The following is a 20,299-nucleotide window of genomic DNA, read 5'->3' as shown; positions in this document are numbered from 1 at the left end:
TGAAGAGCGCGGCAGTGATGTTAAGAAAGGAGCCTCCAATGGGCGATATCGCGATTCGAGCGCGCCACGTCAGCAAAGTTTTCGGACAAAGCCGAGTCCTCGACGATGTCGAATTCGAACTTCGCCGGGGTGAGGTGCTTTGCCTAGCGGGTGAAAACGGTTGTGGCAAAAGTACGCTCATTAAAATTATCAACGGTGTTTACAAGCCTGAACCCGGCATAGAGTTCACATTTGGCGATGAAACCCTCTCTGCCATTAGTCCGAAAGAGGCACGCAGCCGGGGTATTCATGTTATCTGGCAAGACCTTGCGCTGTTTCCGCACCTGACCGTCGCTGAAAATATCGTCTTTGATGATTATGTTGCTAAGCCTTGGCGGCCTATTTCCTATAAAGCTGCACTGACCCAATCCCGCGAGATCATTCAGCAGTTTGGCCTCGATCTGGATCCCATGGCTCGTGTTGAAGACCTTTCGATTGCCCATCGTCAACTGGTGGCGATTTGTCGCGTGTTGCGTGCTGGGGCCAGTATCATTTTTATGGATGAGCCCACCGCCTCGCTTACCTATAAAGAGGTGCAGACACTGCTGGGCATTACCCGCTCACTGGCTGCGAAAGGCATTTCCATTGTGTTGGTCAGCCACCGGCTGGTGGAAGTGCTGGAGGTGTGCCAACGCGTCACCGTGCTCCGCAACGGGGAGCTGGTCGGCACCTACCCCACCGAAGGAATGACCCAAGCACGACTTTCAACCTTGATGACCGGGCTTGAACTTGAACAGACCCCTCGTGCTGAAACACACAAAGGCGCCCCGGTACTGGAGCTTAAAAACTTAAGTCGTGAAGGGGAGTTTGAAAGCATCTCTTTCACCCTGCATCGCGGTGAAATTCTCGGCCTGACGGGTTTGCTGGGTGCAGGACGTACCGAAATAGCCCATACAATTTTCGGGATGACACAACCCACTTCAGGGCAATTGCTAAAAGAGGGGCAGCCGCTGACGCTACACTCCAACCGCGATGCCGTACGCCATCGAATTGCCTATCTCTCTGAAGATCGACTCAATCTTGGCTTGGTGCAAAATCAGTCCATCACTATGAACACCGCAGTGACCGTACTACCAAGTCTGGAAAAACCGCGCTTTTTTCTTTCCCCTCAACGCATCAAGGCGCTGACCGCTCACTGGATCGAACAGCTTAAAACCAAGGTGAGTGACGCCGAGCTTGCAGTCTCTTCACTATCCGGTGGTAACCAACAACGTATCGCGCTTGCTAAATGGCTGGCCACTGAACCCGACGTTCTCATTCTTGATTGTCCCACTATCGGCGTCGATGTCGGCGCTAAAGCCGGTATTTTCGACATCATTAGGGATCTTGCCGATCAGGGCATGGCCATCATTCTGATTTCAGATGAGGCGGGGGAAATCTGGATGAACGCTGACCGGGCGCTTGTACTGCGCGAGGGGCGTATCTACTCCGAGGTCATACCTGCGGAGACCACGGAAGAAGCGCTGGAGGCGATCATCAATGCATAAACGACTGCTCAACAGAAGGCTCGGCACAGAAGGGACGCTCTTTTGTATTCTCATGTTGCTGTGCGTGGTGTTGGCACTAGCCACCGACAGCTTTCTCAGCTTTCAGAACCTATTCGACCTGCTTAACAATCAGTCGGTCAATATCATCTTTGCAGTGGGCTTGGTCGTCGTTCTGATTGCGGGAGGGATAGATATTTCCTTCGCAGTGGCAGCATCCGTGGTTCAGTACGTAGTGTTGTCACTGCTGATGAATTACCTGGATGGGGGTAACTGGTTACTTGGCATCCTACTTTCGATGTTGGTTGGCATGCTGCTGGGACTCTTCAATGCGCTGCTAATCCATCGCTTCCGAATCGTGTCGATCATCGTCACCATCGGCACATTTAACCTGTTTTTCGGCCTTTTGATGTACTTCACCAGCGGAGTCTCCATCTACGATATTCCCGATTGGCTCTACTACTCCGTTCCGCTGCTTGACCTACCTGCCGAACGCGGATCAGCCACGCTCTACTTACCTGCAGCGGTGATGGTGGTGATGGTGATCTTTACTTGGTTCATGCTGGCCCGTACCGGTTTTGGGCGTGCTCTCTACGGTTTCGGTTCAAGTCCCGAGTCAGCTCGCCGCTCTGGCGTTAGCGCCTGGAAAATTCATGCCTTTGCCTACGGCTGGCTGGGGCTATGCGCGGGAATGGCGGGGCTGATGCAAGCGCATATCGTACAAGAGGTTGTGCCCAACGCCTTGATCGGCCAGGAGTTACCGATTCTAGCGGCGGTCGTACTTGGCGGCGCGACCCTGGGTGGCGGGCGCGGCTCAGTGCTCGGTGCCGTACTCGGGGTACTGCTTCTCGCCGTTGTCCAAAACGGCTTAAACCTGCTGGGTGTCACTCCCTATGCCTTCCGCATGATTGTCGGGCTGATCATCTTGATTGCTATCACCACCAGCAACCTTGGCAACCTGTTGCCCCGCACTACCAAGGCGAGGAACGTATGAATAAGCGCCTGAATAAGCAACACTCCACGGCCGGGCTCCGCCTGGGAGGCGATACCATCGAGGTCATCGCCATGACGGCTCTGCTCATCGGCAGTATTGGGCTCTTCTCGCTACTGGCACCGGGCTTTCTGACCGCCACCAATTTTGGCTCGATGTCGATGCAGTTACCGGAGTTGGGGCTACTCTCACTGGCAATGCTACTGCCAATTATTTCTGGCGGCCTGAACCTCTCGGTGACCTTTACCGCCAATATCGCAGGATTGATGACTGCCTGGCTGGTACAGGGGTTACTGGCGGGCATGGGCATACTAAGCGTTCCCATGGCGGTTATTGCCGGGCTTGCCGTTGGCGCGGCAGCAGGCTTTTTGATTGGCGTTATCGTTGCCTATGTTGGCGCGCATCCTATTTTAGTCTCGCTAGGCGCGATGATTTTTCTCCAAGGGGTAGGTGAATTTTTAACCCGCGGTGGCGGTATTTCAGGCATGCCGGAGGTATTTCAAACCATCGGCAGCGGCAGCTTTTTAGGCATCCCCATCCCCATGCTGATCTTTCTCGCCGCTGCCGCAGGATTGATCTACATCATGCATTTCACCCGCACTGGCTTTTCAATTTATATGCTGGGCTCCAACCCTCGCGCGACGGAGTACTCAGGCATTAACGTCAAGCGTGTGCTGATCACCGTCTACACGATTTCCGGCATTCTGGCAGGGTTAGCAGGCATGGTGATGCTCGCCCGCTTTAACTCTGTACGTGTCGGCCATGGCGAGAGTTACCTACTGATTACGGTGCTGGCCTGTTTCCTGGCTGGGGCGAACCCCTTTGGCGGTTTTGGCCGCGTACTGCCACTGGTGTTGGGCTTGATGAGCCTGCAGGTAATCGCCTCGGGAATGAACCTGATGGGTGCCAGCCAGCATCTGGCCACCGCGGTATGGGGGGCTTTTCTAATTATTGTAATGGCACTGCGTATGCCATTTATCAAACAGTCTTGAGTAAGGTTTTCCCATGAGTCATCAAGAACACGTTCTAGGCATCGATATTGGTACTGGCAGCGCCCGGGCGGGCATTTTCACCTCGGATGGTGTGATGCTAGCCGAAGCAAAAACATCGATTGCAATGCATCGCCCTGCCGATCATCACGTGGAGCAGAGCTCAACGGATATCTGGCGCGCGGTATGCAGTGCAACCCAGCGCGCCCGCGAGTCAGCCGGTGTGACGTCCGATTCCATCACCAGTATGTCAGTAAGCGCCACCTGCTCGTTGGTGCTCCTTGATAAGCAGGATAAGCCGCTAGCGCTCTCTCCAGGTGATGAAGCATGGAATATCATTGTATGGATGGATCACCGAGCCACCGCAGAAGCCGCTGAGTGCACGGCTACCCACGCAGCGCCGCTACGTAACCTGGGTGGCGTCATGTCTCCCGAGATGCAGATGCCTAAGCTCATGTGGTTGAAGCGGCACCGGCCCAAGCTTTACGCCCAGATTGGCTACGCGGGTGATCTAGGCGACTGGCTTGGCTTTAAGTGCACCGGTTCTGTTGAGCGCTCGGTCTGCATGCTCTCCTGCAAGTGGACGTTTGACCCTCGCCCTGGCCATGGCTGGGACCACGACTTTCTAAAACAGATTGATATGCAGGATGTAATCGAGTGCGCCCGCCTGCCTGAACAAGCCCTTCCGGTGGGCGTAGCACTTGGGCAGTTGACCGAAGAAGCCGCCAATGACTTGGGGCTAACGACTCGATGTACCTTCGCAGTGGGCATGATTGATGCCTATGCCGGTGCGCTTGGCACACTAGGTAGAAGCCTCACGGATGCTCCCGAACGCCGCCTTGCCGTGATTGGCGGCACCTCCACCTGTCATATCGGCGCCCTGCCCGAACGCCGCGAGGTACCCGGTGTGTGGGGTCCCTATCCGGGGGCGCTATGCGATGGTTTTGTCGCCAACGAAGGGGGGCAAAGCATTACCGGTGCTCTTCTGGATCACCTCGCAGCACTATTTTCAGCCAGCAGCGAATTTGGCGACGACCTTCACGGCGCGTTATCGGCAACGCTGCTCGAGCGCTTGGCATCCGGCGACCCAGCTCCTGATACCCATGTTTGCCCTGACTTTATTGGCAACCGCTCGCCCTTGGCGGATCCAGACATTCGCGGCACCATCACTGGTTTGACCCTTGATACGCCTCGCGAGAGCTTCATCAAGGTCTATTGGGCGGCAGCCACCTCACTGGTTTACGGCACCCGCGCCATCATAGAACGTATGAATGCCCATGGTTATGCCATCGATACCCTGCACCTCAGCGGTGGTCATGGACGTTCACCACTGCTGCGCAAGCTCTATGCCGACGGTACCGGTTGTCGGGTTGTACTCGCGGATGCGCCGGAACCCGTACTCCTTGGGGTAGCCGTGGCGGCCCTGGCTGCCCAGGCCAATGGTGAGGTTCTTAGCGTTGCCAATGGCCTCACCCCAGGTGAACACGTATTAGAGCCTGATATAGCAATGCACGAGCTGCACACGTCGCGTTATGCCGCTTTCAAGAAGCTATACGCCGGACGTCTCGACTAACGCTAGACGTTAATCGAATCAGCGTACTCACAGACGTGTACAATAGTGGGCTTTCCCACTGTTAAATTGATGTGAGGTGCTATGCGTCCTGATGTTGTTCGCCCTAGCGGTCGTGAAGCCGACCAGCTTCGTGAAATTCGCATAACCCGCGATTACACTCGCCATGCAGAAGGTTCGGTACTGGTGGAGTTTGGCGATACCAAGGTGCTGTGTAATGCGAGCGTAGAAGCAGGCGTACCGCGCTGGCTGCGTGGTAAAAATCAGGGTTGGATCACCGCTGAGTACGGCATGCTGCCCCGTGCCACTCACACTCGCAGTGGCCGTGAAGCGACGCGTGGTAAACAGGGTGGTCGGACGCTGGAAATTCAGCGTTTGATAGGCCGTAGCCTGCGCGCGTCAGTGAACTTGAAGAAGTTGGGCGAATTCACCATTACCGTGGATTGCGATGTGATCCAGGCCGACGGTGGCACTCGTACCGCGTCGATTACCGGTGGCTGCGTGGCGCTGGTGGATGCCATTCGCTACCTACAGCGCGAGAAGAAAATTAAAGGTGACCCCTTTAAACAGCTGGTTAGCGCGATTTCGGTGGGTATTTATAAAGGCGTACCGGTATTAGATCTGGATTATCCGGAAGATAGCAAAGCTGACACAGACCTGAACGTGGTGATGACTGAGAGCGGCGAGCTGATTGAAGTCCAAGGTACTGCAGAGGCGGGGGCGTTTAACCGTGCCGAGCTGAATGCGATGCTTGATCTGGCGGAGAAAGCGGGCTCCGAGCTACGCGAAAAACAGCGCGAAGCACTGGGTATTCGCGGCTAAGGCGTTACTTGGCGAATAGCTTATGCGCTTACGCAAACAGGCCAGCTTTTAAGCTGGCCTGTTGCTGAGACGGGTAACGCGACGCGGGAAAGTGAGCGCTTACAGCGCTAAGTCATACTCAACGATCAGCGGTGCGAACTCAGAGAAGGTCGCATCGTAATCAATCCACGCGTCGACCACATGGCGACGGAAGTTGGGGCCGACCAGCTGGTAGTCGATCCGCCAGCCTTCTTGGCGCTCACGGGGCACGTCTTGGTCGAGCTTTGGCCACCAGGTATATTCACCAGCGTCGCGATTAATTTCGCGGAAGGTGTCGATAAAGCCGGTTGGGCCAAGTACCTGATCCATCCAGGCACGCTCTTCAGGGCGGAAACCAGAGGTAAGCTGATTGTCCGACCAGTTGGCCAAATCAATGGTTTTATGGGCAACGTGCCAGGTACCGCAGATGATGTATTCGCGGCGTTTGCGCGACATCTTCGTCAGGTACTCTTGATACTGCTCCATAAACGCCTGTTTGGCTTTTTGATCACTTCCATCAGGCATCAAGAAGGTAGCGATGCTGAAGCGGTCATAATCCGCCTGCAGAAAGCGCCCTTCGTGATCACACTGAGGGAACCCAAGACCGTACATAATCGCCTTGGGAATTTTGCGGCAATAAAGTGCCACACCGGAGAAACCATCTTCTTCCGCATCCAGAAAGTAGCCTTCGTAGCCTTCCGGATAGAGAATATAGTCGTCCAGTTCAAAACTTTTTGCCTTGATGTTCTGCACGCAGATCACGTCGGCATCCTGCTGAGCCAGCCAGTCCAGGAAGCCACGGTCGACGGCATCACGTATACCATTGACATTGATGCTGGCAATTTTCATAAATCGTCCCTTTTGCGTCGCTGCTGTATGATACCCGACGTTTAGACGTTTGGGTAAATAGACAAACCAAATCTTGCTATTTAACCCCGTTTTATTGTTGCGTTTACTTAGATTCCTATTACTTTCATTCCTATCGACAAGAGAAAACCACCGTGGCCACCACTCTACAACCCTATCAGCGCGATTTCATTGCCTTCGCTATTGAGCAGGGCGTGCTCAAGTTTGGCGAGTTCACGCTTAAGTCGGGGCGAGTAAGCCCTTACTTTTTTAATGCTGGCCTGTTTCAAACCGGCCGTGCCTTGGCCAAGCTAGGCCGATTTTACGCCCAAGCGATTGTCGATAGCGGCCTGCAGGCGGATGTGCTGTTTGGCCCAGCCTATAAAGGCATTCCCTTGGCAGCGGTCACCGCCGCGGCCTTAGCCGACCATCACGACCGCGATATGCCCTACGCGTTTAATCGTAAAGAAGCCAAAACCCACGGCGAAGGCGGCAATATTGTCGGCGCGCCACTGGCCGGCGATATTTTGATCATTGATGACGTGATTACGGCCGGTACGGCTATCCGTGAAGTGATGAGCCTGATTGAGCAAAGCGGTGCCCGCGCGGGCGGCGTGATTATTGCACTTGACCGTCAAGAGCGCGGTCAGGGCGAGCAAAGCGCTATCCAGGAAGTGCAGGCTCAGTACGGCATGCCGGTTGTCAGTATTGTCACCTTAGAGCAAGTGCTTACTTACCTTGAAGAGCATGCTGGAGGCGAAATGCTGGCTTACGCCGAGGCCGTGCGCGCTTATCGCGACCGCTACGGCATCACGGGCTAGTCACTGCATCTATCGCTCACTGCCTAATGCGCCAGCATAGCCTTGCTGGCGCCACGCTTCATAGCTAACGATGGCTACCGCATTGGAAAGATTCAAGCTACGGTTATTGGGCTGCATAGGGATGCGCAGCTTCTGTTCTTCAGGCAGCGCAGCGTGTACCTGGGGTGAAAGCCCTGCGGTTTCTGAACCGAACAGCAATACGTCGCCTGGGGCGAAAGTCGCGTCACTGTGAGCACGGCTACCTTTGGTAGTAATCGCCCATAGTGTGCGCCCCTGCATCGCCGCTTGAAACGCCGTAAAATCGGCATGGCGGGTAACATTGTTGAGATCGCGGTAATCCAGCCCGGCGCGCCGCAGCTTTTTCTCTTCGAGATCAAAGCCCAGCGGTTCAATTAAATGTAATCGGCAGCCATTGTTAGCCACCAGGCGCATAATGTTACCTGTGTTGGGTGCCATACGCGGTTCAAATAGCGCTACTTCAAACATTACCACCTGCCTATTATTAACTCATTGTGCGTTCGTCCAGCGCCGCTGATTGTAATGGAATTTGCCAAGAAACACTTGTAGAGGTCACCCTTCACCATGACGCCCCAACCGCCAAAGAGCATTCTTAGCCGCATTAAAGGGCTAAACCCGCGCCAGCAGGAAGCGGTGCGCTATATCGATGGCCCCTGCTTGGTCTTGGCGGGCGCCGGGTCTGGTAAAACCAGCGTTATTACCACCAAAATTGCCTATCTGGTGCAAGAGTGCGGCATGAGCGCGCGCAAAATAGCGGCGGTTACCTTTACCAATAAGGCCGCCCGGGAGATGAAAGAGCGCGTTGGGCAAATGCTGAAGGGCAAAGAGGGCCACGGGCTAACGGTATCGACGTTTCACAATCTGGGCCTGAATATTATCCGCGGCGAGCTGAAAACCCTGGGCTACAAGCCGGGCTTTTCGTTGTTCGACCCGGAAGATGCCAAAGCATTGCTGCGCGATTTGATGAACAAAGACGCTCAGGTAGACGCTGAGCAGATCAACGCTGTGCAAGCCAAAATTTCCACGTGGAAGAATGATTTAGTGCTGCCCAGTGATGCGCTTTCGTTTGCCGCGGATGATGACGAGCACTTTGCCGCACGGGTTTATGAAGCTTATGTACGCCACTTGAAAGCCTATAACGCGGTGGATTTCGACGATCTGATTCTGCTGCCGGTGGTGCTCCTGCAACGCGACCCAGAGGCACTGGCCCGCTGGCGGAACAAAATCCACTACATGCTAGTGGATGAGTATCAGGACACTAACGTTTCCCAGTACCTGTTGGTGAAACTGCTGATGGCCGAGCGGGCGACCTTTACCGTGGTCGGCGATGACGACCAGTCGATCTACGCGTGGCGCGGGGCACGGCCTGAAAACCTAGTGACCCTTGGCGAAGACTTCCCACGCCTGAAAGTGGTTAAGCTGGAGCAGAACTACCGCTCGACCGGCACTATTTTGCGCGCGGCCAACACGTTAATTGCCAATAACCCGCACGTTTACGATAAAACCTTGTGGTCGGATATGGGCGATGGCGCGCCTATCCGGGTCATCGTCAACCGCCATGAAGAGGCGGAGTCCGAGCGGGTAGCCAGCGAAATGCTGACTCGGCGCATCAAAGAGAAGGCAGAATGGCGAGATTTTGCGGTGCTCTATCGGGGTAATTTTCAGGCACGTTTATTAGAGCTCAAGCTGCAGCATTACCAAATTCCCTACAAGCTTTCCGGTGGTACGTCGTTTTTCTCTCGCAACGAGATCAAGGACACCATGGCCTATCTGCGGCTGTTAATTAATCCCGCCGATGACAATGCCTTTTTACGCATTGTGAACGTGCCCCGCCGTGAAATCGGCCCCGGCACGCTGGAAAAGCTGGCCAACTATGCAACAGAACGCTCTATTTCGCTGTTTGCTGCCTGCCACGAGCTGGGGTTAGAGCAAACGCTGCCGACTCGGGCCGTGGAGCGCCTTTCACGCTTTACGCACTTTATTGATGGCGTGCGCAAACGCATGGATCAAGACGATGCCATCGCGGCCATTCGCGACATGCTGCGCGATATGGATTACGAAGCCTGGCTGTACCAAAACGCCAGTGCCCCGACCGTCGCTGAACGGCGCATGGCCAACGTATGGATTTTGATTGATCAGCTAGAAAAGTCGCTAAACCGCGACCCCGAAGATGCAGATGATTCCACTGCGACGGAAACCGATGGCGTCGAAGCTGCTATTTCGCGCCTTGTACTGCGAGATATTCTCGAGCAACAAGCCGAAGAAGACGACTCCGATCGTGTGCAACTACTCACTATGCATGCCTCGAAAGGGCTGGAGTTTCCCCATGTGTATTTGATGGGCTTAGAGGAAGACTTGCTGCCCCACCGTAACGCTATTGAAATGGAGACGGTAGAAGAAGAGCGCCGCTTGGCTTATGTCGGCATCACCCGGGCAAGACGCACGCTAACACTCACGCTAGCCCGCCAGCGTAAAGCGTATGGTGAACTGATGGACTGCCAGCCCAGCCGCTTTTTAGACGAACTGCCTGCTGATGATTTGGAGTGGGAGGGACGCGCCGATAAAGAAGACCCCGAGAAAAAGCAGGCACGCGGACAAGACGCGATTGCCGGGCTGCGTTCTCTGTTGAGTTAGCGGCAAGTTAAGAAAATAAAACACAAAAAAATATCCACAGGGGGTTTCAAAACCCGCCTGTGGATAAATTTAACAGCCATTATTACAAAAACTGTTTATTGCACTGCTGAGACCATGTAATCGACAACGGCCATGATCTCTTCGTCAGAGGCACTGCTACCACCGCGTGGCGGCATCACGCCTTTGCCGTTAAATACACTTTGATAGAGCGCATCGGTACCCTGCTCGATACGCGGGCCCCACGCTTCGGCATCACCTAGCTTGGGCGCACCAGCGACACCGGCAGCATGGCAAGCCACACAGCCAGCACTGGCGTAAAGCGCTTCACCATCTAAACCGCTGCCACCACTTGAAGCTTCGTCTTCACTGGCAACTGCTGCTTCTTCGCTAGCTGCTTCTTCTTCACTAGCTGCAGCGTCAGTTGTCTCTTCACCGGCATCCTCTGCCACAGCCGTGTCGTCGCTGGCGCCCTCTTCAGTCACTTCAGCAGCCGCTTCTTCTTCACCGCCCCCTAGCTCGGGAACGTCCATGACAGGCTCAACCATGTAAGCCACCGCCGCTTCCATCTCTTCGTCAGAAAGGTTGGGGTTGCCGCCTCGAGCAGGCATTGCACCAATACCGTTGATGGCATGCTCTAATAACGTGGCAAAGCCTTGCTCAGTACGTTCAGCCCATGCGGCTTCATCAGCACGCACCGGAGCGCCAGCAGCGCCGGTTTCGTGGCACGCCATACAGATATTGTTGTAAATACCTTCGCCATCGATCTCACCACCGCCACTAGCGGCGGCCGGTGCTGCTGCGGTACCACAGTCTTGGCCTTGCAAGCAAAGTTGACCTACCGGCGCTAGGCGCTCAGCGATTGCGTCACGTGCTGCGTCTTGGGCATAAGCACCGGATGTGCCTGCCATGACGCCTAGGGCCGCCAGCCCGCTCATGATCAGCTTAGATTTCACTCTCACCACCTCTTGAGTTTTGTCATAAAACGTTTTGTGCTTAACCCCTGCGCGCGGCAGCGACATCATCAACCTGCGGCAACCGAGACGCCAAGACGTGCATATCGCATTAGTATACCGAGAACGCTAAGCGTAAGAAAATGCTACTAAGCGCGGCAATTCAACCTATGCCGTACTCTGTGCTTTATTCAGCAGTTTAAAAAAGGTGCCAACGATCACCTAGTTAACACCAAGCCAGTAAACGCTGCTGAGCATAACGCGTAAACCCTGCCTGAGCATATACACGCTTTGCGGGGATATTCTGCGCATCAACGGTGAGCGTGATGTCACTGGCTCCCGCCTTGCTAGCCAACGCCTGCGCTTGTTGAATAATTGCCTTGCCCATTCCCCCGCCGCGCCACTCAGGCAACAGCCCCATCAACTGCAATGACCAGCGCTGGGTCGTATGGTTAGGCGCAAGTAATAGCACGCCGACGGTTTTCCCTTGATGCCGCACTTGATACCAGTGCTCTGGTGCCTGCGGCGCTTGGTCATAAAATCCAGCAAGCAAGGTGTCAATGGTGAGCGCTTCGCGAAGCCCTGGGCAGTCTAACGAGCCTTCACTAACGTTCGCTACCAGCGCCCGCTGTTGTGCGGGAGACAATTCAGCAAAGGGGCTTAGCGTTAGCAGGTTAGCGAGCGATTGAACGGTTTGGCACTGCCACATAAGGTGCTCCAGGGTGGCAAGTATCCGCATGTTGTGGGCGACTAGTGCCGTTTCCCAGTGGGTCGCATCGTCAGATAACACCACATGACATAGCGCTATCGGCTGCTCGTTTACCCAGCCCTGCAAGGCTTTCAACAGCGCATCAGTTGCCGAATTAGGTTGCCTGGGCAGCCAAAGCTGTGCCGTTTGATTAGCCAATGGCTGTACCCAGGCGGCGGCTTCGATATGGCCCGCTTGGGTGGCTATCCAAAGGCCCTGCCAAACAGCGTCACAGCCAGCTTTTATCGTTGATAAGGCATGCTGTAATGCAGGCTGCTGCGTAGGATCATGCACCGCAGCTAAATGCAGTAATGCTTCACGCCGTTGTTCAGGTGGGCACTGCATTACTGCGCAGGCTAAGGAGCGGTGGCCGAAAGAAGAATGACGTGTCATGTTACGTTCCTGAGTAGCCCGCCGTGAATGAAAGGAGTCATCCATCGATATGCGCATTTTACTGGTTGAGGACGACCCGAGTTTGGCGTTGGGGATTCGTATGGCGCTGAAACCTGAGCACTATACGGTAGATCATTTAGCCGATGGCAATAACGCGCTTCATGCGCTTAAAAATGAACCCTTTGATGCGGTCATCCTAGACCTTGGTTTGCCGACGATTGATGGAATGGAAGTGCTGCGCGCTATTCGGCAGCATGGCAGCCAACTGCCAATTTTGGTTCTGACCGCCCGCGATGCGATGGATAACCGTATTGAAGGATTGGATGCGGGTGCCGACGACTACCTCACTAAACCTTTCGAAGTAGCAGAATTAAAAGCACGTTTACGTGCTTTGTTGCGCCGTAGCCAAGGACAAGCCAGCGGCTTGCTCAGCTGTCGTGGGATTAGCCTGGATCCGCAGACCTTACAGGTGAGTTATCAACATCAAGTGATCACACTTTCGCGCCGTGAGCTAACGCTGCTGCAGGAGTTTATGAGCCACCCAGGCCGTGTGTTCACCCGCGATACCTTAACGCGACTAGTCTACGGCTGGGAGGAGGATGTCGAAAGCAACGCTATCGAGGTGCATATCCACCATTTACGGCGAAAGCTGTTTCCTGAGGTCATCCGCACTGTGAGAGGGATCGGCTATGTCATGGATAAATCGTGATGATTAAATGGCACCAGGCAAGTCTATGAGCTCTATTCGTCAGCGTACCCTGGGGCTTGCGCTGCTTGTGTTTGGCGCGAGCATGCTAGTGATTGGCTTTATTAGCTATCGCTATGCTGCCCATGAGATTGAAGAACTTCATGATGCTAGCCTGGCACAAAATGCCCGTTTGCTAGAAGGGCTACTACAGGCACCACTGCCTGATAGCGATCGTACGCTTTTATTAAATAGCGTGGAGGGCGCGCTGCTACGTGCAGAGCAATCCGATAACCGTTTTGCAGGCCATCGCTATGAAACCAAGCTAGCGTTTCAGCTTTGGGAAGGCGACCGTCTTCTGCTGCGTTCCGCCAGCGCCCCCGACACACCGCTTACCCAGCAACCACCGGGTTATTCAACGCTTGCGGTGAATCAGCATGACTGGCGCATTTACGTCCTGGAAATTACTGGCACAGACAAACGCGTGGTGGTGGGCGAGCGCGAGGACGCGCGGGGTGAACTGATCAGTGCAGTGGCACTACGCACCTTATTACCTGATCTTATTGGCCTACCGTTACTGACACTATTACTCTGGTGGTCGATCGGCTGGGGGCTCGCTCCTTTATCGCGAATGGCAGAGCAAATCCGCACCCGCGATCCCCACCACCTAAAACCGCTGACACTTCATCCTCTTCCCCTAGAGCTGGAGACCATTTCTGGTGCCATAAACCGGCTGTTGGAACGGCTCCGCCAACTGCGTATTCGCGAAAAGCGCTTTATTGCCGATGCGGCCCACGAGCTACGCACCCCCTTGGCAGTACTTGATTTGCATGCGCAAAATGCGCTCACTGCTGATAACGCCGATGACCGAGAGGAAGCCCTGCACCACTTACGCAGCGGCGTAGCCCGTTCAACGCGGCTAGTCTCTCAGCTATTAACCCTGGCACGCCTAGACCCCGAAGAAGAACCGTTACCCGAGTATCGCTGTTCTGATGTCTTACATGAAACGCGCGAAACGTTGGCAAAGCTCTCTCCGCTAGCCGCAGAGCGACATCAACAGCTGTTATTGGATGCGGATGACTCAGCTAACTGGGCAATAGAAGAAGAACCCGGCGCTATCGAAACACTGGTGCAAAATCTAGTGGGTAACGCCATTCAACACTCCCCTGTGCAAGGTGCTATCACGGTCACGCTTGAGGCATCGGCAGCAGACGTTATCGTTACTGTTGATGATCAAGGACCCGGTATCCCTGCAGCGCAACGCAGCCGGGTGATGGAGCGCTTCCAACGTGCAGGGACTAGTGCTGGCGCGGGATTGGGGCTATCCATTGTCGAGCGCTTGGTCAAACGCCATCAAGGCGTCTTACAGCTCGATCATGCCCCTAGCGGCGGGCTTCGCGTGCGAGTAACCTTGAGTAGGAACGCTCTAACACAGCGTCAGCCAAAAAATAATCGGCCATAAGAGAGCTGTTAAGATTCCCATAAGAATTCCGTGCAAGTGTGAAAGTACAAGATAGGCAATGCCATTAACGACCTATCTATTCACATAACGGAGATTCCCTGAATGAATATGCTCGTCCACTCACCCAAACCACTTATCCAGTTTGGTGAAACGCCACTGCTTATTACGCCAACAGCAAAACAGTTAACACCTGAAAGCCCTGCGTTATCGGTGCTAACAGATTTTACTCAAGTCACGCCTCAATCAGTGTCCGCTGATACGCCCATCGACGATGCCCATTTAAAAATGCGCCATGGCGGTATTCGCCTATTATTTGTTCTCGACAAAGCAAACCACTGCATTGGCGTGCTCACCGCCAAAGAAGTCATCGGAACACGGCGCATTAACTTGGCGATGCAGCAGAGAAACCTTGATCGTACGGAAATTACAGCCGATATGATTATGACGCCCTGGCAAAAACTTAGTGCGATGCCCTTTGAGCAACTTAACTCATTAACGATTGAAGACCTTGTGCTTTCCATGGAGAGTTTTACAGAACAGCACTTGTTGATTACTGAGCATAAACAAAATCAACCATTAAGCGTACGCGGTATTATTTCTGCCACCGATATACAACACGCCATGGGCAATAAAACCACGATGCAGGTCACCTCTTCGGCAGTGCCAACGGCCAGTAGCTTTGCCGATATTTGCAAAGTCATTACTGGGCACGATTTATAGTTTCGAAGACAAACTGGTCAAATCTACCGCTAGCATTTACCAAAACGCCCCTTATCAATTGATAAGGGGCGTTTGTTTTACCTATCTGAATTAGCCGCTAATTTAAAACAGCGCTGCATTAACCCATAGGTGAACCATAATGCTGGCAGCATAGCCCAACAAAATAGCGGGTGCCCAGCGTATGTGCCCCATAAAGGTATAAATACCCCGTGCTTGGCCCATTAACGCCACACCCGCTGCAGATCCCATCGAAAGCAGACTACCGCCCACACCGGCGGTTAAGGTAATCAGCAGCCAGTTGCCTTCCGACATATCCGGTGCCATGGAAAGTACCGCAAACATCACTGGGATGTTATCAACGACCGCTGAAATCATCCCCAGCACCACGTTGGCCCACACCGGGTTCCAGCTACCGTAAAGGGTTTCTGACAATAGACTTAAATAGCCCATGAAACCCAGGCCGCCAACACACATTACGACCCCATAGAAGAATAACAACGTGTCCCACTCTGAGCGGGCAATACGGCTGAAGATATCAAAAGGAACAACACTTCCCAGTTGCTCAAGCTTCTTCCAGTCGCCGCGACGTGAGTAACGCTCACGCTTGCGCTCCAGGGAGCGTGGCAGGCTGCGGCGTAAGTAGTAACCAAAGAATTGCAGTAGGCCAAGGCCAAACATCATGCCCATCGCCGGGGGCAAATAAAGCACCGAGTGACACAGCACTGAGATCGCCACAGTAATCAAAAACAGTACGATAATGCGCCGCGCACCACGTTTGAGCCAGACATTCTCTTTGAGCGATGCAGGCTGACGATTAACGATGAAGAAATTCATAATCACCGCTGGCACCATAAAGTTGACGATGGCTGGCATCAATAGCGCAAAGAAACCACCAAACGGTACCTGACCCGCCTGCCACACCATCAACGTGGTGATATCACCAAACGGGCTAAACGCGCCGCCTGCGTTTGATGCTACCACTACGTTGACACAGCACAGACTAATAAACTTTTTATCGCCTTCGGCCACCTTCAACACTACCGCGCACATCAACATCGCCGTGGTCATGTTGTTGGCAATGGCAGAAATACCAAAGGCAAGACAGCCCGTAATCCAAAACAGGCTACGGTAACTAAAGCCTTTGCGAACAAGCCATGCCCGCAGGGCATCAAAGATACGGCGCTCCTCCATGGCGTTGATATAGGTCATCGCTACCAGTAAGAACAGCAAGAGCTCGGTGTATTCAAGCAGCGTTTCTTTAAAAGCAGCTTCCGCTTCATGAGGCATGCCCGCCTGTACATAGACCCACGCCACCAGGGCCCAGATAAGCCCAGCGGCCACCAGGACTGGTTTAGATTTGCGCATATGAATCAATTCTTCGCTCATTACCAAGGCATAGGCAAGAACGAAGATGACAACAGAGGCAATACCTGCAAACGAAGCGGTAAGATCTAAAGAACCAGAAGAGGCATAGGAGAGGGTGGGAAAAGCAAACAAACATAGCGCGATCAACAACCAAGCAAACCGGCAAGTAGACTGCCGCATTGCAAGGACGTTAGGTGGTTTCATAGTAAAGTGATCCTGGCAGGGTTAAGAAAGACCGCCACGATGATAAGCACACTAATTACGTGCTGCAACGCAGCGATCAAGGTAAAGATGCGGCAAATAGCCGCATCTTGTAAAGCACTGTTAGAAGCTCACAATTCAGTTAGAAAATAACCTAGTTAGCTTTTTTTAACGGGGCGCGGCCACCCCGCTTTTTCTAGTTGCTTGCTGCGAGTAACCGCCAACGCATGCTCCGCTACATCTTTGCAAATGGTTGAGCCCGCACCAATAGTCGCTCCTTTACCCACCGTGACAGGAGCCACTAAGGCGCTGTTAGAACCTATAAAGGCGTTATCACCAATGTCGGTGCGATGTTTATTTACACCGTCATAATTACACGTAATGGTGCCTGCACCAACATTCACATCACGACCTAAACGGGCATCACCAACATAGCTTAAGTGATTGATTTTACTTCCTTCACCAACATCCGCATTCTTGGTTTCAACAAAGTTTCCTACCTTGGCTTTGACTGCTAGGCGTGTGCCGGGGCGTAGCCGTGCAAAGGGGCCAACTTGGTTCAAACCAGCAGCGACGGTTGTGTCGATCACACTATGGCTGTCGATAACGCTTTCAGCGCCAATCGTGCTGTTTTTAATCACACAGTAAGGCCCAATCCGCACCCCTTCACCCAGCTCTACGTCACCTTCAAACACACAGCCCACGTCGATAAACACATCATGACCACAGGTGAGCTTACCGCGTATATCAATTCTTTCCGGGTCGGCCAATGCAACGCCTTCAGCCATTAAAGCCTCAGCTTGCTGCAGTTGATAAGCGCGCTCCAAACGCGCCATTTGTGAACGGTTATTCACGCCTTCAACTTCAACGGCACTGGCTGGCTGGGCAGTACACACTTTAATGCCTTCGTTTGCCGCCATCGCAATCACATCAGTTAAATAGTACTCGCCCTGGGCATTTTCGGCAGACAGCTGCGGTAGCCACCGTTTAAGCTGAGCACTGGTCATCGCCATGATGCCGGTATTGCATTCGGTAATGGCTAGCTGGTCGGCACTGGCATCTTTTTGCTCAATAATCGCCACTGCCTCACCGTCATCATTACGCACAATACGTCCGTAACCAGACGGATCTTCCAACGTAACGGTCAGTAGCCCCATGTGCTGCTCGTCAACTTGGCTGAGAAGTGCCATCAGTGATTCGCGGCGAATCATAGGCACATCACCATACAGAACCAACACGTTCCCATTACCTAATTGAGACTGCGCTTGAGCAACCGCATGGCCAGTACCTTTTTGCTCTTCCTGAACCGCAAACGTTACATTGCTCTCTGCTAGCGCTTCGCGTAGTTGGTCAGCACCATGGCCAATCACAACATGCGTGCGAGTAGGCGTAAGACCATTGGCAGTATCTAACACATGTTGCACCATCGATTTGCCTGCCAGCGTATGCAGCACTTTGGGTGTTTGTGAGCGCATACGTGTGCCTTTTCCAGCGGCGAGGATAACGACATCAAGGTCTTGCATTTTAGTCACCTGTAACGGTTTAGCGGTTGGCGGCGGGAGCTTCCCAGGCTTCAATACCCAGTTCATCGATAAGCGCTTCATCGAAGTATTCCACGAAGGCGGGACTGGCCACGCTTCGCCAATGATCGTTCTCTTTCACTAACATCAATACATTGAGGTTATTCTCAATTGCCATCTGCATCCCTTCTTCGCTACCTGCAACTGAGATAGCCGTGGACCATGCGTCGGCCCATGCATTAGAGGGGTGAAAAACAGACACGGACGCTAACTGATGCTTAACCGGCCGACCGGTGCGAGGATCGATAGTGTGGGAGAAACGCTCACCATCTACTTCAAAATAGTTACGATAATCCCCCGATGTTGCAACCGACATATTTTCAAGAGGAATTACATGCTGTGCTTCTGGTACGCCGTTATGTGGTACCTCAATGCCAACACGCCAAGGGCTTTGCTCTTCTAAGTCACGGTACCCACGGGCAATTAATTCGCCACCAATATTAACGAGGTAGTTTTCAATCCCCTGTTGATCCAGATATGCCCCAACGCGGTCGGTGCCATGCCCCTTAGCCACACCCGATAAGTCAGCAAATACATCGCGGGAGCGTCGCGCCTGCATAAGCTGAGTATCGACTTCAACTGCATCGTAGCCAATTGTGGCCATGCGTTCGCTAAGCTCCGCGTCTGAAGGCACCTCTTCAGGGCGTGCCTCAGGGCCAAAACTCCATAAATTGACCACATCGCCAACGGTGATATCAAACGCGCCGTTGCTTGCTTCTGATACCGAGTGGCTAATCGCAAGCACTTCAATTAACTCGTTAGACAGCGGTTGCCATTCATTAAGGGGAGCCTCATTAAAGACCACAAGCTCGGCGTCATCGCGGTAAGTCGACATCGCTTGATCAACGTCGTTGAGTTCCGCTAGGAAACCTTCTTCCAGTGCATTCGCCTCGCCTTGGGTTAGCGGGTCCGCAATGGTGACTTGATAAAACGTCCCAAAAATACCGCCTTCAAAGCGAACAGGGGTATCTAAAGGCCTATCATTTTCTGAACACCCCATTAATGCCCCAGCAGCAATGAGCAATAATCCCGAACACTTTAACCACCGAGAATTAATCTTCATTTTATTTTTCCTTGAATAAAACGCACTGGGTTAACAATGAAAAACCTCTATCGCTGAAACAACTAGAAGTGGAAAAACCATAGCAACCAAGCCCCAAACAGCACCCGATATACCACAAATGGCTGCATGCCCAGCTTTTTAATTACAACTAGGAAGTAGTGGATACACACATAGGCGCTTATGCCCGAGAGTAAAGTACCTACTAACATGGCCGGTATATCGATAAGCTGAGGGTCTTTCAGTAAGTTGATTGCCTCAAGACCACCCGCCAGCACAATGACAGGAATTGACAGTAGAAATGAAAACCGTGCTGCGCCCTCTCGGCTCATTCCCACCATTAATGCCGCCGTAATAGTGATGCCTGAGCGTGAGGTGCCTGGAATGAGTGCCAATACTTGAGCGCCGCCGATGATGAGCACATCTTTTAACGTCATCTGGTATTCGCTACGCGTGCCGCGTTTTTTCCAGTCTGCGTAACCAAGTAGCAAACCAAAAACAATCAAACTGGCACCAATGATCAGCGTAGAGCGCATGTAACCTGAGATCACATCGTGAAGCAAAAACCCGATAATACACACTGGCAAGGTGGCAATAACGACCCAAAACGCCAACATGGCATCATCATTAACCGCTTGGCCGCGAAGTGCGGCCAAGCTGCTAGCGATCATTCTGCCAATTTCATGCCGAAAATAGATCACAACGGCGCTTAAACTGCCAAGATGCAGCGCCACATCAAAAGCAAGGCCCTGATCTTCCCAGGCAGTCAAAACAGGTACCAATATAAGGTGAGCCGAACTCGATATAGGTAAAAATTCTGTGAGCCCCTGAACTACCGCTAACACAACTACCTGTAACCAATCCATGGGTTATCCCGTGCTTAACTATTAATGATATTTAGGT

General features: G+C 53.2%; 18 protein-coding genes. 10 read left to right on the top strand and 8 right to left on the bottom strand.

Annotated features, from left to right (window positions below; all coding sequences use genetic code 11):
- Positions 1-38: 38 nt before the first annotated feature.
- The 5 genes from CEK60_RS18045 to rph all read left to right on the top strand — a co-directional run bounded on the left by CEK60_RS18045 (position 39) and on the right by rph (position 5,895).
- Positions 39-1,526, top strand: a complete 1,488-nt coding sequence (locus CEK60_RS18045; RefSeq protein WP_198361382.1) for a sugar ABC transporter ATP-binding protein — start codon at positions 39-41, stop codon at positions 1,524-1,526.
- Positions 1,519-2,517, top strand: coding sequence for an ABC transporter permease (locus CEK60_RS18040; protein ID WP_089040163.1), 999 nt, complete (start codon positions 1,519-1,521; stop codon positions 2,515-2,517). Before CEK60_RS18045 ends, CEK60_RS18040 begins: the two co-directional genes overlap by 8 nt.
- The gene (locus CEK60_RS18035) at positions 2,514-3,506 is read left to right on the top strand and encodes an ABC transporter permease (protein WP_089040162.1); all 993 of its coding nucleotides are present in this window, start codon (positions 2,514-2,516) and stop codon (positions 3,504-3,506) included. Before CEK60_RS18040 ends, CEK60_RS18035 begins: the two co-directional genes overlap by 4 nt.
- Before the next feature lie 13 nt (positions 3,507-3,519).
- Positions 3,520-5,076 carry an FGGY family pentulose kinase gene (locus CEK60_RS18030; RefSeq protein WP_089040161.1) on the top strand — a complete coding sequence of 519 codons (1,557 nt, stop codon included), beginning with the start codon at positions 3,520-3,522 and terminating at the stop codon, positions 5,074-5,076.
- 81 nt (positions 5,077-5,157) lie between these two features.
- A complete protein-coding gene (gene rph / locus CEK60_RS18025; RefSeq protein ID WP_089040160.1) occupies positions 5,158-5,895 on the top strand; it encodes a ribonuclease PH in 738 nt (245 codons plus the stop codon).
- A gap of 99 nt (positions 5,896-5,994) precedes the next feature.
- Here the strand turns inward: rph and CEK60_RS18020 are convergent, their stop codons facing one another.
- The gene (locus CEK60_RS18020) at positions 5,995-6,762 is read right to left on the bottom strand and encodes an exodeoxyribonuclease III (RefSeq protein ID WP_089040159.1); all 768 of its coding nucleotides are present in this window, start codon (positions 6,760-6,762) and stop codon (positions 5,995-5,997) included.
- 152 nt (positions 6,763-6,914) lie between these two features.
- On the opposite strand from CEK60_RS18020, the gene pyrE reads away from it, so the two are divergent.
- Positions 6,915-7,580, top strand: coding sequence for an orotate phosphoribosyltransferase (gene pyrE, locus CEK60_RS18015; protein ID WP_083007769.1), 666 nt, complete (start codon positions 6,915-6,917; stop codon positions 7,578-7,580).
- A 9-nt stretch (positions 7,581-7,589) separates the two neighbouring features.
- Here pyrE and CEK60_RS18010 read toward each other — a convergent pair whose 3' ends face one another.
- Positions 7,590-8,066, bottom strand: coding sequence for a tRNA (cytidine(34)-2'-O)-methyltransferase (locus CEK60_RS18010; RefSeq protein ID WP_089040158.1), 477 nt, complete (start codon positions 8,064-8,066; stop codon positions 7,590-7,592).
- 96 nt (positions 8,067-8,162) lie between these two features.
- Here CEK60_RS18010 and rep point away from each other — a divergent pair, with 96 nt between their 5' ends.
- Positions 8,163-10,232 (top strand): DNA helicase Rep, encoded by a 2,070-nt coding sequence (gene rep, locus CEK60_RS18005; RefSeq protein ID WP_089040157.1) that lies wholly within the window; start codon positions 8,163-8,165, stop codon positions 10,230-10,232.
- Between the two features lie 95 nt (positions 10,233-10,327).
- Here the strand turns inward: rep and CEK60_RS18000 are convergent, their stop codons facing one another.
- Positions 10,328-11,185 carry a c-type cytochrome gene (locus CEK60_RS18000; protein WP_089040968.1) on the bottom strand — a complete coding sequence of 286 codons (858 nt, stop codon included), beginning with the start codon at positions 11,183-11,185 and terminating at the stop codon, positions 10,328-10,330.
- A gap of 223 nt (positions 11,186-11,408) precedes the next feature.
- Complete coding sequence (locus tag CEK60_RS17995) at positions 11,409-12,323, bottom strand: GNAT family N-acetyltransferase (protein WP_089040156.1); 915 nt, start codon at positions 12,321-12,323, stop codon at positions 11,409-11,411.
- 49 nt (positions 12,324-12,372) lie between these two features.
- Here CEK60_RS17995 and CEK60_RS17990 point away from each other — a divergent pair, with 49 nt between their 5' ends.
- From CEK60_RS17990 to CEK60_RS17980, 3 genes are all read left to right on the top strand, one after another.
- Positions 12,373-13,032 carry a response regulator transcription factor gene (locus CEK60_RS17990; RefSeq protein ID WP_089040155.1) on the top strand — a complete coding sequence of 220 codons (660 nt, stop codon included), beginning with the start codon at positions 12,373-12,375 and terminating at the stop codon, positions 13,030-13,032.
- A gap of 25 nt (positions 13,033-13,057) precedes the next feature.
- On the top strand, positions 13,058-14,470 hold the full coding sequence (locus tag CEK60_RS17985) for an ATP-binding protein (RefSeq protein ID WP_089040154.1): 1,413 nt from the start codon (positions 13,058-13,060) through the stop codon (positions 14,468-14,470).
- A 102-nt stretch (positions 14,471-14,572) separates the two neighbouring features.
- Positions 14,573-15,190 (top strand): CBS domain-containing protein, encoded by a 618-nt coding sequence (locus CEK60_RS17980; RefSeq protein ID WP_089040153.1) that lies wholly within the window; start codon positions 14,573-14,575, stop codon positions 15,188-15,190.
- A 102-nt stretch (positions 15,191-15,292) separates the two neighbouring features.
- Here the strand turns inward: CEK60_RS17980 and nhaD are convergent, their stop codons facing one another.
- The 4 genes from nhaD to CEK60_RS17960 form a co-directional block, all read right to left on the bottom strand.
- Positions 15,293-16,759 carry a sodium:proton antiporter NhaD gene (nhaD, locus tag CEK60_RS17975; RefSeq protein WP_089040152.1) on the bottom strand — a complete coding sequence of 489 codons (1,467 nt, stop codon included), beginning with the start codon at positions 16,757-16,759 and terminating at the stop codon, positions 15,293-15,295.
- 155 nt (positions 16,760-16,914) lie between these two features.
- Entirely contained in the window at positions 16,915-18,279 is a 1,365-nt protein-coding gene (gene glmU, locus CEK60_RS17970; protein WP_089040151.1) for a bifunctional UDP-N-acetylglucosamine diphosphorylase/glucosamine-1-phosphate N-acetyltransferase GlmU, read from the bottom strand.
- Positions 18,280-18,298: 19 nt separating this feature from the next.
- Positions 18,299-19,399, bottom strand: a complete 1,101-nt coding sequence (locus CEK60_RS17965; protein ID WP_089040150.1) for an FAD:protein FMN transferase — start codon at positions 19,397-19,399, stop codon at positions 18,299-18,301.
- 62 nt (positions 19,400-19,461) lie between these two features.
- A complete protein-coding gene (locus CEK60_RS17960; RefSeq protein WP_089040149.1) occupies positions 19,462-20,262 on the bottom strand; it encodes an undecaprenyl-diphosphate phosphatase in 801 nt (266 codons plus the stop codon).
- Between the last annotated feature and the right edge of the window lie 37 nt (positions 20,263-20,299).

This window comes from Halomonas sp. N3-2A (genome assembly GCF_002216165.1).
Lineage (GTDB): Bacteria > Pseudomonadota > Gammaproteobacteria > Pseudomonadales > Halomonadaceae > Vreelandella.
Note: the sequence above shows the minus strand (reverse complement) of the source record. Positions and strands in the feature narration are given on the sequence as shown.

Excerpts from the sequence above, each read along its gene's own strand:
- CEK60_RS18045 (WP_198361382.1), top strand. The coding sequence starts at position 39 with ATGGGCGATATCGCGATTCGAGCGCGCCACGTCAGCAAAGTTTTCGGA.
- CEK60_RS18040 (WP_089040163.1), top strand. The coding sequence starts at position 1,519 with ATGCATAAACGACTGCTCAACAGAAGGCTCGGCACAGAAGGGACGCTC.
- CEK60_RS18035 (WP_089040162.1), top strand. The coding sequence starts at position 2,514 with ATGAATAAGCGCCTGAATAAGCAACACTCCACGGCCGGGCTCCGCCTG.
- CEK60_RS18030 (WP_089040161.1), top strand. The coding sequence starts at position 3,520 with ATGAGTCATCAAGAACACGTTCTAGGCATCGATATTGGTACTGGCAGC.
- rph (WP_089040160.1), top strand. The coding sequence starts at position 5,158 with ATGCGTCCTGATGTTGTTCGCCCTAGCGGTCGTGAAGCCGACCAGCTT.
- CEK60_RS18020 (WP_089040159.1), bottom strand. The coding sequence starts at position 6,762 with ATGAAAATTGCCAGCATCAATGTCAATGGTATACGTGATGCCGTCGAC.
- CEK60_RS18010 (WP_089040158.1), bottom strand. The coding sequence starts at position 8,066 with ATGTTTGAAGTAGCGCTATTTGAACCGCGTATGGCACCCAACACAGGT.
- rep (WP_089040157.1), top strand. The coding sequence starts at position 8,163 with ATGACGCCCCAACCGCCAAAGAGCATTCTTAGCCGCATTAAAGGGCTA.
- CEK60_RS17995 (WP_089040156.1), bottom strand. The coding sequence starts at position 12,323 with ATGACACGTCATTCTTCTTTCGGCCACCGCTCCTTAGCCTGCGCAGTA.
- CEK60_RS17990 (WP_089040155.1), top strand. The coding sequence starts at position 12,373 with ATGCGCATTTTACTGGTTGAGGACGACCCGAGTTTGGCGTTGGGGATT.
- CEK60_RS17985 (WP_089040154.1), top strand. The coding sequence starts at position 13,058 with ATGAGCTCTATTCGTCAGCGTACCCTGGGGCTTGCGCTGCTTGTGTTT.
- CEK60_RS17980 (WP_089040153.1), top strand. The coding sequence starts at position 14,573 with ATGAATATGCTCGTCCACTCACCCAAACCACTTATCCAGTTTGGTGAA.
- nhaD (WP_089040152.1), bottom strand. The coding sequence starts at position 16,759 with ATGAAACCACCTAACGTCCTTGCAATGCGGCAGTCTACTTGCCGGTTT.
- glmU (WP_089040151.1), bottom strand. The coding sequence starts at position 18,279 with ATGCAAGACCTTGATGTCGTTATCCTCGCCGCTGGAAAAGGCACACGT.
- CEK60_RS17965 (WP_089040150.1), bottom strand. The coding sequence starts at position 19,399 with ATGAAGATTAATTCTCGGTGGTTAAAGTGTTCGGGATTATTGCTCATT.
- CEK60_RS17960 (WP_089040149.1), bottom strand. The coding sequence starts at position 20,262 with ATGGATTGGTTACAGGTAGTTGTGTTAGCGGTAGTTCAGGGGCTCACA.